This is a genomic window from Enterobacter quasihormaechei, assembly GCF_004331385.1.
In the GTDB taxonomy this organism is placed as follows: domain Bacteria; phylum Pseudomonadota; class Gammaproteobacteria; order Enterobacterales; family Enterobacteriaceae; genus Enterobacter; species Enterobacter quasihormaechei.
On record NZ_SJON01000005.1, the window covers coordinates 137,613 to 150,180 of the forward strand.

At 54.6% G+C, this 12,568-nt stretch carries 14 protein-coding genes; 9 read left to right on the plus strand and 5 right to left on the minus strand.

Annotation, left to right across the window (positions count from 1 at the left end; genetic code table 11):
- The first annotated feature begins 134 nt into the window (after positions 1-134).
- On the plus strand, positions 135-1,496 hold the full coding sequence (locus E0L16_RS09285; protein WP_131636785.1) for a GGDEF domain-containing protein: 1,362 nt from the start codon (positions 135-137) through the stop codon (positions 1,494-1,496).
- A gap of 38 nt (positions 1,497-1,534) precedes the next feature.
- Here E0L16_RS09285 and slyA read toward each other — a convergent pair whose 3' ends face one another.
- Complete coding sequence (slyA, locus tag E0L16_RS09290) at positions 1,535-1,975, minus strand: transcriptional regulator SlyA (RefSeq protein ID WP_063448919.1); 441 nt, start codon at positions 1,973-1,975, stop codon at positions 1,535-1,537.
- Between the two features lie 187 nt (positions 1,976-2,162).
- Here slyA and E0L16_RS09295 point away from each other — a divergent pair, with 187 nt between their 5' ends.
- Genes E0L16_RS09295 through E0L16_RS09305 form a run of 3 tightly spaced genes read left to right on the plus strand, consistent with a single transcriptional unit; the run spans position 2,163 to position 5,295 of the window.
- Complete coding sequence (locus E0L16_RS09295) at positions 2,163-2,399, plus strand: DUF1656 domain-containing protein (RefSeq protein ID WP_063866984.1); 237 nt, start codon at positions 2,163-2,165, stop codon at positions 2,397-2,399.
- A 2-nt stretch (positions 2,400-2,401) separates the two neighbouring features.
- Complete coding sequence (locus E0L16_RS09300) at positions 2,402-3,262, plus strand: efflux RND transporter periplasmic adaptor subunit (protein ID WP_063866986.1); 861 nt, start codon at positions 2,402-2,404, stop codon at positions 3,260-3,262.
- Positions 3,262-5,295: an FUSC family protein gene (locus tag E0L16_RS09305; RefSeq protein ID WP_131636786.1), complete on the plus strand. Its 2,034-nt coding sequence runs from the start codon at positions 3,262-3,264 to the stop codon at positions 5,293-5,295. Before E0L16_RS09300 ends, E0L16_RS09305 begins: the two co-directional genes overlap by 1 nt.
- On the opposite strand, the gene sodC is transcribed toward E0L16_RS09305, so the two are convergent.
- The 3 genes from sodC to E0L16_RS09320 form a co-directional block, all read right to left on the minus strand.
- A complete protein-coding gene (gene sodC, locus E0L16_RS09310) occupies positions 5,274-5,792 on the minus strand; it encodes a superoxide dismutase [Cu-Zn] SodC (protein ID WP_063866991.1) in 519 nt (172 codons plus the stop codon). The genes E0L16_RS09305 and sodC overlap by 22 nt on opposite strands.
- A gap of 80 nt (positions 5,793-5,872) precedes the next feature.
- Complete coding sequence (locus E0L16_RS09315) at positions 5,873-6,769, minus strand: aldo/keto reductase (RefSeq protein ID WP_131636787.1); 897 nt, start codon at positions 6,767-6,769, stop codon at positions 5,873-5,875.
- A gap of 48 nt (positions 6,770-6,817) precedes the next feature.
- The gene (locus tag E0L16_RS09320; protein WP_063866994.1) at positions 6,818-7,057 is read right to left on the minus strand and encodes a DUF1289 domain-containing protein; all 240 of its coding nucleotides are present in this window, start codon (positions 7,055-7,057) and stop codon (positions 6,818-6,820) included.
- Between the two features lie 147 nt (positions 7,058-7,204).
- Here E0L16_RS09320 and eptA point away from each other — a divergent pair, with 147 nt between their 5' ends.
- The 5 genes from eptA (at position 7,205) to rnt (ending at position 11,885) form a co-directional block, all read left to right on the plus strand.
- Entirely contained in the window at positions 7,205-8,845 is a 1,641-nt protein-coding gene (eptA, locus tag E0L16_RS09325; protein WP_131636788.1) for a phosphoethanolamine transferase EptA, read from the plus strand.
- Between the two features lie 26 nt (positions 8,846-8,871).
- Complete coding sequence (locus tag E0L16_RS09330; protein WP_131636789.1) at positions 8,872-9,471, plus strand: TetR/AcrR family transcriptional regulator; 600 nt, start codon at positions 8,872-8,874, stop codon at positions 9,469-9,471.
- 53 nt (positions 9,472-9,524) lie between these two features.
- On the plus strand, positions 9,525-10,622 hold the full coding sequence (gene nemA, locus E0L16_RS09335) for an alkene reductase (RefSeq protein WP_063867000.1): 1,098 nt from the start codon (positions 9,525-9,527) through the stop codon (positions 10,620-10,622).
- Between the two features lie 99 nt (positions 10,623-10,721).
- Positions 10,722-11,129, plus strand: a complete 408-nt coding sequence (gloA, locus tag E0L16_RS09340; RefSeq protein WP_063448928.1) for a lactoylglutathione lyase — start codon at positions 10,722-10,724, stop codon at positions 11,127-11,129.
- Positions 11,130-11,225: 96 nt separating this feature from the next.
- Positions 11,226-11,885 carry a ribonuclease T gene (gene rnt, locus E0L16_RS09345; protein ID WP_063448929.1) on the plus strand — a complete coding sequence of 220 codons (660 nt, stop codon included), beginning with the start codon at positions 11,226-11,228 and terminating at the stop codon, positions 11,883-11,885.
- Between the two features lie 77 nt (positions 11,886-11,962).
- Here rnt and grxD read toward each other — a convergent pair whose 3' ends face one another.
- Positions 11,963-12,310 (minus strand): monothiol glutaredoxin 4, encoded by a 348-nt coding sequence (grxD, locus tag E0L16_RS09350; RefSeq protein ID WP_003832760.1) that lies wholly within the window; start codon positions 12,308-12,310, stop codon positions 11,963-11,965.
- Positions 12,311-12,568: the final 258 nt, after the last annotated feature.

Here is a 12,568-nt window from a genome sequence, read left to right on the forward strand (position 1 = left end):
ATTTCTAAAAACACATTCACACGGTGAATGGTTAATTTCATCTGAAATTGTTCCTGCGCAAAGTATCTTTTATTTCTTTCCTTTAGACTCGTCTGATTCTCTTTTTTCCCTTTTTTACTTTTTTTTAAAATTCTATGCTTGCGATCTGTCGATTTGTAAAGAACCGCTTTGTGGCCTTCGCACTTGGGTGCATTGTTATCATTGCCGTATTACAAGGTTTTTTTATAAAGCTTGTAGAATGGGTTCCTTCATTCTCTCCGCTATTTTTCCCTACGCTCACGATATTTCTCCTGGTATTCCATCTGTTTATCGCCTGTTTTATGGCGATGAAATACTGGTGCGATAAAAAACGGTTATATCTCGTTCCGATTGCGTTGGCCTTTGCCGGTTCTGCACTGCTGATGGTGGGTACACTGTCCAGCTTTCCGGCCTGGCTGGATCTCTATCAGTTCAACGAGGCGAACTATAATGACGCGATGATCTTTTATATGTTCCGCCACCTCTTAATGGCGGTACTGATGATGGCCTCAGTATTGCTGTATACGCTTCGCGCTTCCCCCCTTTCACGAAGCGCCCACATCGGCATTGTCGCCGGGTCGACGCTCTTTACGGGCTGCATGCTCGGGCTGGCGTGGTTCTATTCCAGCTATTCCACGATGCTAACCCTGGATCTTGTGGATAATGAAACCCGGAAGTTTATGGTTCTCTGGAGCCAGACCATCAATATCATTTTGGTCATTCTTTGGGTTATCACCTTAATCACCCTGATGGCCGTAACCCGGATAAGAAATTTGTTCTGGATCGGCGGCAATTTTTTATGCGTCTGTTATGTCGTCACGCTGTTAATGCTGTTGTTAGGCGGACACGCAGAAGATGTTTCATGGTATCGCGCACGGTTATTCGAAACTGTCGCGACGTTAATGATTATTTTCATTTTACTTTCCGACGTCTTTAATTTGTATCGTGATTCGCACGTGAAATATCAGCAGTCTTATCAAAATTCAATTCGCGACCCGCTTACCCGTCTTTATAATCGCAGCTATTTTTATGATTCGTTAAATTACGCCCTCAGCTCGGCAACGGAGGCACATCCGGTATCGGTGGTGGTAAGCGATCTTGACCGTTTCAAGCGCATCAACGACTGTTACGGGCATTTGCAGGGGGATAAGGTTTTACAGTTTGTCTCTAATCTGCTGACGGATTCCGTGCGCCCCCAGGATATCGCGGCCCGAATCGGCGGTGAAGAGTTTGTGCTGATGCTGACCAATACCCCTTCAGACGCCGCGCGGCAGGTGGCCGAGCGCATCCGCCTCAAGCTGAGCGGGTTTGATAAAGCCAGCAGCGGTGGTCATCTGCCGGAGCCCATTACCATCAGCATGGGCGTATTCACCGCAACGTCGCCAGAAACCAGTGCGGAAACCTGCGTGGAGAGCGCAGATAAAGCCATGTACGAGGCAAAAGAGACGGGGCGAAACCGGGTGGTGGTATTCAGATAATAAGAAAGGCCCTGGATTCACAAGGCCTTTTCTTTCGGTCAGTCGCGGGATTGCAGATCGTGGATATTCTGCTCAAGACGGGCAATGAGTCCGATCAGCATCTCCAGCTCTGCGGGGGAAATACCGGACAGGATCTCCCCTCGCGTCTTACTGATGACGGTTTCCATCTCAGTAATAATCGGGGCCGCTTTTTCCGTCAATTTGATCCGCTTGGCGCGACGGTCGCTGGCGCAGGTTTGTCGGGAGATGAGTCCCTTCTCTTCCAGCTGGTCAAGGGTACGCACCAGTGACGGCTGCTCAATGCCAATCGCTTTTGCCAGTTGGATCTGTGACTGGTCGGGCGGGAGCTGATGAATATTATGCAGCGTAACCCAGTGCGTCTGCGTGAGTTCCAGAGGTTTCAGGCGATGGTCAATCAGAGCACGCCAGATGCGTACCAACCTTGCCAGATCAGAACCTAATGGCGATTCCAATTTCATCTCCTTATAATTAGCTTGCTAAGTGATTATAGTGATTTTAGAATAGTTTGCAGTATTTGTATTGCCAAAACAAATGCAATCACGGTATTCATCATTCCTGAAACGATGATTTACACTGAACTGTAATGCGCCATCGCATTGAAACATGCCCTTGTGGCCCTTACCCCACTGCAAAGGATCGCTGCTTGTGACGTTCTTTTCCCCCTCCGCAGGGTTGCCCCTCCAGGATCTGATTGTTGGCGCATCGGTCTACTTTCCGCCACTCTTTAAAGCCGTGATGGTGGGTTTTGTGATCTGGCTCATTGCGCATCGCCTGCTGCGCGACTGGATGTATTCCGGTGAAATCTGGCACCCGATGTTGATGGATCTCTCCCTGTTTACCCTCTCCGTCTGTCTTGGCCTTGCCGTGTTAACCGTGTGGTGAGAATGTCATTGAAAACGTTAAAATACTTTTCCACTCTTTTCGTTTTAGTCCTGGCGCTGCTGGCCGGCTGGTGGCTATGGAATTATTACATGCAGTCTCCCTGGACGCGCGATGGTAAGGTTCGTGCAGAACAGGTCAGCATCACGCCTCAGGTATCCGGCAGTATCAGCGCGCTACTGGTGAAGGATAATCAGTTCGTTCACGCAGGCGATGTGTTATTCCGTATCGATGAGACCCCTTTCCACATTGCGGTTCTTAATGCCCAGGCGCAGCTCGCTAAGGCTCAGTCCGATCTGGCAAAAGCCAATAACGAAGCCGACCGCCGCCGACACCTGTCGAGAAACTACATTTCTGCGGAAGATCTCGACACCGCCAATATCAATGTTAAAACCATGCAGGCCAGCCTGAAGGTTGCAGAGGCAACCCTGAAACAGGCCGAGTGGCAGCTGACCCAGACGGTGGTTAAAGCCCCGGTGGATGGATGGGTAACGAGCCTGTCTACCCGCGTAGGTGATTATGCCACCACAGGGCAGCCGGTTTTTGCCCTCGTCGATAGCCACTCTTTCTATGTTGTGGGTTATTTTGAAGAGACCAAGCTGCGCCATATTCGCGAGGGCGCACCTGCCCGGATCACGCTCTACAGCGGCGCAGAGACGTTACAGGGTCACGTTGGAAGCATAGGCCGGGCGATTTACGATCAGAGCGTCGAAACCGACTCTGGCCTGGTGCCCGATATCAAACCCAACGTGCCGTGGGTGCGTCTGGCTCAGCGAGTCCCTGTTCGCGTCGAGTTTGATCAACTGCCGAAAGACATCACCCTGGTCTCAGGCACAACCTGCACCGTCTCCATCGGGTCGCGGTGATGAACCTGGGGGCTTTCTCCTGGCGCAATATGCCCTGGATAAAAGCGACGCGCCCGCAGTGGCGCTACGCGCTGCGCAACGGCATCGCCATGTGCCTTGCGCTTACGGTTGCCTATTACCTGAATCTGGATGAGCCCTACTGGGCGATGACCTCTGCGGCGGTCGTCAGCTTCCCGACCGTCGGTGGCGTTATCAGTAAAAGCCTCGGGCGCGTGGCGGGTAGCCTGCTGGGAGCGACCGCCGCGTTGCTCCTTGCCGGCCATACCCTGAACGATCCCTGGCTGTTTCTGTTAAGCATGTCGGCATGGCTGGGGCTGTGCACCTGGGCCTGCGCCCATTTTACCAATAACGTCGCCTACGCCTTTCAGCTGGCAGGTTACACCGCGGCCATTATCGCCTTTCCCGTCGTTAACGTGCTGGATACCACCGAGCTGTGGGATATCGCCCAGGCACGCGTGTGTGAAGTGATGGTCGGCATTCTCTGCGGGGGCGTCATGATGATGATCCTGCCCAGCACCTCAGATGGCACCGCGCTCATCACCGCCCTTAAAACGATGCACGCGCGTTTGCTGGAACATGCCAGCCTGCTCTGGCAGCCTGATACTAACGATGATATCCGTATCGCGCATGAAAAAGTTATCGGCCAGATCCTGACCATGAACCTGCTGCGCATCCAGGCTTTCTGGAGCCACTACCGTTTTCGCCGTCAGAACACGCTGCTTAACTATTTGCTGCATCAGCAATTGCGGATGACGAGTGCGATCTCAAGCCTGCGCCGGATGTTGCTGAACTGGCCTGCACCGCCCGCGCATACCCGGGAGGTTATCGAGGCGCTGCTGGCCACCCTTGCGCGTCAGGATTCCGATATCTATACCGTGGCCCGCATTATCGCCCCGCTCGCCCCAACGGATGAATATGACTATCGGCACCGCGCCTTCTGGCAGCGTCTGAACTATTTTTGCCACCTGTATTTGCGCAGCAGCCGCTGGTTAAAAGCCGTCGAAAATGCTACCCCCGTCACCGAATTTTCCGTTCCCGGTAGCCCTGCTCTGGCGCGCCATACTGATGCGATGGAAGCGCTGTGGAGCGGATTTCGCACCTTTTGCGCGCTGATGCTGGTTGGCGCATGGGCCATTACCACCCAGTGGGAAGCGGGCAGCGCGGCGCTCACCCTCGCCGCCATCAGCTGCGTGCTCTATTCCGTGGCGGCCTCCCCGTTCAACTCCCTGACGCTCCTGATGCGCACCCTGGTGCTGCTCTCGCTGTTCAGCTTTGTCGTTAAGTTCGGTTTGATGGTGCAGATAAGCGATCTGTGGCAGTTCCTGCTGTTCCTGTTTCCGCTGTTAACCACCATGCAGCTGCTTAAGCTGCAAATGCCTAAACTGGCCGGCCTGTGGGGACAGCTGATTGTCTTTATGGGCTCCTTTATTTCGGTGACAAATCCGCCGGTGTACGATTACGCCGAGTTTCTCAATGACAACCTGGCGAAGATCCTCGGCGTGGGGCTGGCGTGGCTGGCCTTCGCCGTGTTGCGCCCGGGCTCTGACGCGCGTAAAAGCCGCAGGCATATCCGGGAGTTACGCAGAGGTTTCGTGGATCAGCTGAGCCGCAGGCCGCACCTGCGCGAAAGCGAGTATGAATCGCTGGTTTACCATCACGTAAGCCAGCTGAACAACAGCAAGGATTCCCTCTCCCGACGCTGGCTACTGCGCTGGGGCGTGGTGCTGCTGAATTGTTCGCACGTGGTATGGCAGTTACGCGCCTGGGAGACGCGTTCCGACCCGCTGGCGCAGGTTCGTGATAATTGTATTTCCATGCTCCGCGATGTGATGAGCGAGCGCGGGGTTCAGCAACGCCCCCTTAGCGTCACGCTGGTCGAACTTCAGCGTATTTGCGACGTGCTGGCGCGCCATCATCTGCCAGCGGCCCGCGACCTGGCGTCCATTATCTGGCGGCTGCACTGCTCCCTGTCACAGCTTGAACAGGCGCCGCCACCCGGAACGATTGGCGATCAGATCACGCCGCAGGCATAGCGCGCCCCGCCGCCGCCCAGCGGTTTAGGCTGATCGGACATGTTATCGCCCCCCACGTGGATCATCAGCGCTTTGCCTTTGACCTCGTCAAGCTTTTTCAGGCGTGGCGCAACAACGGGATCGGTAGCTTTACCGTCGTTATTCACCACCAGCACCGGCAGATCGCCGAGGTGCCCCATGCCTTCAGGACCTTCATGCTTGCCGGAGTTATGCGGATCCAGATGTCCCCCTGCGGCTTCCGCCGCTGTTGGTTTGCCCTCTTTCATTGCGGGTTGACAGCTGCCTTTGGCATGGACGTGATAACCGTGCTCGCCGGGTGGAAGAGCCTTGAGATCGGGTGCAAATTCCAGCCCTTTATCGGTTTCGGTGATTTTCACCGTCCCGATGGACTGGCCTACTCCCTGAGAAGTGACGAGATTCATTTCAACTTCTTCGCTGGCTGCCTGCGCTCCTGCGCAAACAACCAGCGTGACCACTGCCAGAGCAAAACGCTTCATATGACCTCCACGGGTTATTTTTTGCACCTTAAGTCTATACCAGAGGCGCAGATTTCACCGGAAAGTCAGACTCCGCGTGCTCAGGGTACGTCGTAGCCCAGAGCCGCCTTGCGGATGCGGAACCACTGCTGACGCGACATATCCAGCTCTTCAGCCACCAGCGCAGCGCGTACGCGCTCAATTTTGCCGGAGCCGATAATGGGCAGCGGTTTAGACGGCAGGCGCAGGATCCAGGCGTAAACCACCTGCTCAATGCTTTCCGCATTCAGTTCGCGGGCCACGGTTTCAAGTTCGTTACGCAGCGGCTGGAAGGCCTCATCGTTAAACAGGCGACCGCCGCCGAGACAAGACCAGGCCATCGGACGAATGCGTAACTGTTGCAGCTGATCGAGCGTTCCGTCCAGCAGCAGCGGCTGGTGAACAGGCGAGATCTCCACCTGGTTCGTCGCCAGCGTAAACGGCAGACGAGACTGCAACAGCGTAAACTGTGCCGGTGTGAAGTTAGACACGCCGAAATGACGCACTTTACCGCTCTGGTGCAGCGTCAGGAACGCTTCCGCAACCTCATCCGCATCCATCAACGGATCGGGACGGTGGATCAGCAGCAGGTCGATACGATCGGTGGCGAGGTTGACCAGCGACTGCTCGGCGCTTTTAACGATATGCGCGCTGGCGGTGATGTAATGTCCGAGGGCATGCTCCGGTTTTGCCGTGGTGGCAATACCGCATTTGGTCACAATCTCCATACGTTCACGCAGCGCCGGCACCCGCTTCAGCGCTTCGCCAAAGGCAGCCTCGCACTGATAGCCGCCATAAATATCAGCGTGATCGACGGTAGTGATCCCGAGATCGAGATGCTCTTGAATAAAGTTCGCCAGCTGGACGGGAGACATATTCCAGTCTATTAGGCGCCAGTAGCCCATTACAAATCGGGAGAATTCCGGGCCCTGCGGGGCAAGGGTAATACGCTGAACCATAACATTTTCCTCAAGGAAGTCATGTCACCAGTATACGCAATTACCTTGCTAAAACAGTGAGGGTTGCTGAGGTTCTTCGGTTTCTACCGCTTTGTTTGCGCGAATTTTGCGCAGCAGTCGCTGTCGACAGAGCCGTAAGACCTCCTGCTTTTGCGCATCGCTGAAGTTTTGCCAGTTAAAACGTTCATCGCGCGTGCGCATGCACCCGCGGCAGTACCCTTTTTCATCAACCTGACAAATACCCCGGCACGGGCTCTGGACAGGGAAAAATTCCAGTTGCTCTGCCACACCCACCTCCACAACGCCATCATTCCCTACAGTGAAGACCCTAATTGGCCTGCATGCAAGGGTGTTCCCCACAAACGGGGCATTAAGGTTTCGCTAATCTTCGCTTCTTATACTCGTCGCATTGATATAACGAATGGTTGAATCATCATGTGGCTTGCTAAAAAGTTACGCTGTAACGATATAAAATTTACCCTGGCCTGTGCGCTTTTTTTCACCGTATTAAATGCGCTGTTTATTCAGCGTAGCTGGTCGATTATCGCACCTTCCCGTGTGCACGACGTGCTTTTTGCCGCCAGCGTGCCGCTGGTGCTGTTCTGCGGCTGGGTCATTGTTTTTAGCCTGCTGAATATTCCCTACATTCGCAAGCCGCTCATGATTGTCCTGACCATAGGATGCGCCGCCGCGACGTATTTTATGTATACCTATGGCGCGGTTATCGATCAGAACATGATGGTGAACGTATTCGAGACTAACTCTCAGGAAGCGACAGCCCTGGTGACGCCGCAGATGCTCCTGTGGCTGGTCGTGGCGGGTCTGGTTCCTTCCATCGTGTTAGCCCTGACGCGCATTCGAAGCGGAAAATGGTGGTATGCCCTGCTGACGCGTTTCGCCGCCATGCTCGGCGCGCTGCTGGTGATTATCCTGGTCGCGGCGGTATTCTATAAAGACTACGCTTCGCTGTTCCGCAATAACAAAAGCATCGTGAAAATGGTCACGCCAGCGAATTACGTCAGCGCCATAGTGAAGTACAGCGAAATGCGCTGGTTTGCCGGCGACCAGACGCTGGTCCGCATCGGCGAGGATGCCCATAAAGGCGCGCTGATTTCCGGCCAGCACAAGAAAACCGTGCTGGTTCTGGTGGTGGGCGAAGCCTCCCGCGCCGCAAATTACTCGTTAAATGGTTACCCGCGTGAAACCAACCCCGAGCTGAAAAAGCAGGATGTCATCAACTTCCCACAGGCAACCTCCTGCGGCACGGAAACCGCCGTTTCTGTCCCCTGCATGTTCTCCGGCATGACGCGGAAAAAATATGACGCTGACCTCGCCCACCATCAGGAAGGTCTGCTTGATGTGCTTAAGCACGCCGGATTCAACCTGCTATGGCGCGACAATGACGGCGGGTGCAAAGGTGCCTGTAACCGCGTGCCACATACGGACATGACGCAGTGGAAACTGGATCGGTTCTGTAAGGACAAATCCTGTCTGGACGATGTCAACCTGTACCGTCTGGATAACGTGCTGGATGGTCTGAAGCAGGACACGGTTGTTGTTATTCACCTGATGGGGAGCCACGGCCCGGCCTATTACAACCGTTACCCGGACAGCTTCCGGAAATTCACGCCAACGTGCGATACCAATGAAATCCAGGATTGCAATCATCAGTCGCTGATCAATACCTATGACAACTCGATTCTGTATACCGACAGCGTCCTCAGCCGAACCATCGACGCGCTGAAAGCCCGGCAGGCCAGTATGAATACGGCGCTGATTTACCTCTCCGATCACGGTGAGTCCCTCGGCGAAAGCGGTATTTATCTGCACGGCACGCCGTATATGCTGGCCCCGGAACAGCAAACGCATATTCCGTTCATGTTTTGGCTCTCCCCGGATTACGTGAAAAACTTTGGCGTAAACCCGGACTGCCTGCGCGCCCATGCTGCAAAAGATGCGGTTTCACAGGATAATTTGTTCGCCACCGTGCTGGGCATGATGGACGTGAAATCAACGGTTTATCAACCACAGCTGGATATTTTGTCGCAATGTCGACGCCAGGCTGGCTTGCATTAGACCGAACGGTCTATTAGAGTGAAGGCATGAGCAGACACACAGAACACGATACGCGCGAACATTTACTGGCTACCGGCGAGCGCCTTTGCATGCATCGCGGGTTTACCGGTATGGGGCTGAGCGAGTTGTTAAAAACCGCTGAAGTCCCTAAGGGATCGTTTTATCACTATTTTCGATCCAAAGAGGCGTTTGGCGTGGCCATGCTGGAGCGGCACTACGCCAGCTATCATCAGCGCCTGGCAACCCACTTCGCCTGCGGTGAAGGGAATTACCGGGATCGTATTCTGAACTACTATCAGGAAACGCTGACGCAGTTCTGTCAGCAGGGCATCATCAGCGGTTGCCTGACGGTAAAACTGTCTGCCGAAGTGTGCGATCTTTCCGAAGATATGCGCACCGCCATGGATAAAGGGGCCAGCGGCGTTATCGCTCTGCTGGCTCAGGCGCTGGATAAAGGCCGCGATGAACAAACGCTCACCTTCTCCAGCGATCCGCTCACGCAGGCACAGGTGCTCTATTCCCTCTGGCTAGGCGCCAACCTGCAAGCAAAAATTTCTCGCAGTGCCGTGCCGCTCGAAAGCGCGCTGGCGCATGTGAAACGTTGTATTACGGCGCCCGGCGCGTAGCCGGCGTTTTTATTTACCCTTTTACTAGTCGACTGGTCTACTCAGGAGCCGTTATGTCCGCTGAAAAGCTATTTACCCCACTGAAAGTCGGTGCCGTTACCGCCCCAAACCGCGTGTTTATGGCCCCACTCACCCGTCTGCGCAGCATCGAGCCGGGCGACATCCCAACGCCATTGATGGGTGAATATTACCGTCAGCGCGCCAGCTCTGGCCTGATCATCTCCGAAGCCACGCAGATTTCTGCCCAGGCCAAAGGCTACGCCGGTGCGCCGGGTCTGCACAGCCCGGAACAGATCGCCGCATGGAAAAAAATCACCGCAGGCGTGCACGCTGAAGATGGCCGTATCGCCGTTCAGCTGTGGCACACCGGTCGTATCTCGCACAGCAGCATCCAGCCTGGCGGTCAGGCACCGGTTTCTGCCTCTGCCCTGAACGCGAATACCCGTACTTCCCTGCGCGATGAAAACGGTAACGCGATCCGCGTCGACACTACCACGCCGCGCGCGCTGGAGCTGGACGAAATCCCGGGTATCGTGAACGATTTCCGCCAGGCCGTTGCCAACGCCCGTGAAGCAGGCTTTGACCTGGTCGAGCTGCACTCTGCGCACGGTTACCTGCTGCATCAGTTCCTGTCACCGTCCTCCAACCAGCGTACCGACCAGTACGGCGGCAGCGTCGAAAACCGTGCGCGTCTGGTGCTTGAAGTGGTAGACGCCGTTTGTAACGAGTGGAGCGCTGACCGTATTGGTATTCGTGTCTCCCCGATCGGTACCTTCCAGAACGTCGACAACGGTCCGAACGAAGAAGCGGACGCGCTGTATCTGATTGAAGAGCTGGCGAAACGCGGTATCGCGTATCTGCACATGTCCGAGCCGGACTGGGCTGGCGGCAAGCCTTACACCGAAGCCTTCCGCCAGAAAGTGCGCGAGCGCTTCCACGGCGTGATTATCGGGGCGGGTGCCTATACGGCAGAAAAAGCCGAAGACCTGATCGGGAAAGGCCTGATCGACGCCGTGGCCTTTGGCCGCGATTACATTGCAAACCCGGATCTGGTGACCCGTTTGCAGAAGAAAGCCGAACTGAACCCGCAGCGCCCTGAAAGCTTCTACGGTGGCGGCGCGGAAGGTTATACCGACTACCCTTCACTCTAATCCCGCTTTGTACGTTGATAGCGGCGACATTTCGCCGCTATACTAAAACATCGTTTCTGTTCAAAAAGATAATCCATTTCATTGGTTAATGAGGAAATTATGCGCCTACTTCACACCATGCTGCGCGTTGGCGACCTGCAACGTTCTGTCGATTTCTACACTAACGTTCTGGGCATGAAGCTGCTGCGCACCAGCGAAAACCCGGAATATAAATACTCTCTGGCTTTTGTGGGTTATGGCCCGGAGTCAGATGAAGCGGTCATTGAGCTGACCTATAACTGGGGCGTGGACAGCTATGAGCTGGGCACGGCTTACGGCCACATCGCGCTGGAAGTGGATAACGCGGCGGAAGCCTGCGAACGTATCCGCAGCAACGGCGGTAACGTCACCCGTGAAGCCGGTCCGGTTAAAGGCGGCACTACCGTGATTGCGTTTGTTGAAGATCCGGATGGTTATAAAATCGAGCTGATCGAAGCCAAAGACGCTGGTCGCGGTCTGGGCAACTGATCCCACAGGGCGCACTATGCGCCCGTTGTTTTGCTGCATCCCCTCTCAAAATTTGCCATAATGCGCACTGCTTTTTCCCCCTTGTAAGAGACCCTGATGTCCGATAACGCTCAATTTACCGGTCTGTGCGACCGTTTTCGTGGTTTTTATCCCGTTGTCATTGATGTAGAAACAGCCGGATTTAACGCTAAAACCGATGCGCTGCTTGAGATTGCTGCCATCACGCTGAAGATGGATGAACAGGGCTGGCTTGTACCGGACACCACGCTGCATTTCCACGTTGAACCCTTTGAAGGGGCAAACTTACAGCCAGAGGCGCTGGCCTTTAACGGAATCGACCCGACAAACCCGCTGCGCGGGGCGGTAAGCGAATACGAGGCGCTGCACGCCATTTTCAAAATGGTGCGTAAAGGCATGAAAGAAAATGACTGTAGCCGCGCCATCATGGTGGCCCACAACGCGACGTTCGATCATAGCTTCACTATGGCTGCCGCCGAGCGCGCCTCGCTGAAACGCAATCCATTCCATCCGTTTGTGACCTTCGACACCGCTGCGCTGAGCGGCCTGGCGCTGGGGCAAACCGTGCTGTCCAAAGCCTGCATCACAGCGGGTATCGCGTTTGACGGCACCCAGGCCCATTCCGCGCTGTACGATACAGAGCGCACGGCAGAGCTGTTCTGTGAGATCGTCAACCGCTGGAAACGACTGGGCGGCTGGCCCCTGCCGATGGGCGACGAGGCCGATATTCAGTCATAAGACGGGTAAGCGACAGCGCCACGCGAAAAAAAAAGCGACCAGCATAATGTGGTCGCTTTTTTATATCAGCAGAAAACTTACTCTGCGTCCGGCTCTTCGGTTTTATACTTCGCCGCAGTCTCTTTGATCAGCTGCTGCAATTCGCCACGCTGATACATTTCAATCAGGATGTCGCATCCGCCAACCAGTTCACCATCAACCCACAGCTGTGGGAAGGTCGGCCAGTTTGCGTATTTTGGCAGCTCGGCGCGAATGTCCGGGTTTTGCAGGATATCAACGTAAGCAAAACGCTCACCACAGGCAGACAGCGCCTGAACAGCTTGCGCGGAGAAGCCGCAGCTTGGCAGCTTCGGGGAACCTTTCATGTACAGGAGAATCGGGTTTTCAGCGATCTGGCGCTGAATTTTTTCAATAGTGGTGCTCATGTCTTGCTTCCTTTAACTTCTGTTACGGCATCAGTCTGACATTGTAGCGGTTCAGGCCGACATCGGAAAATAACATTTTTGTCACGTCTCATTATTTTATCGCTTATCGCATAAAGTTGCATTGCAAATGACGCTTAACGCCACGCACCGTGCGGTTTTGCTTAAGGAGCGAACACGCGTGCAACAGAATGGTGAATTTTTTTGCACTTGCTAACGAAACACAATTTTTGAATGAAAAATGCTATTAACTTATTCTGA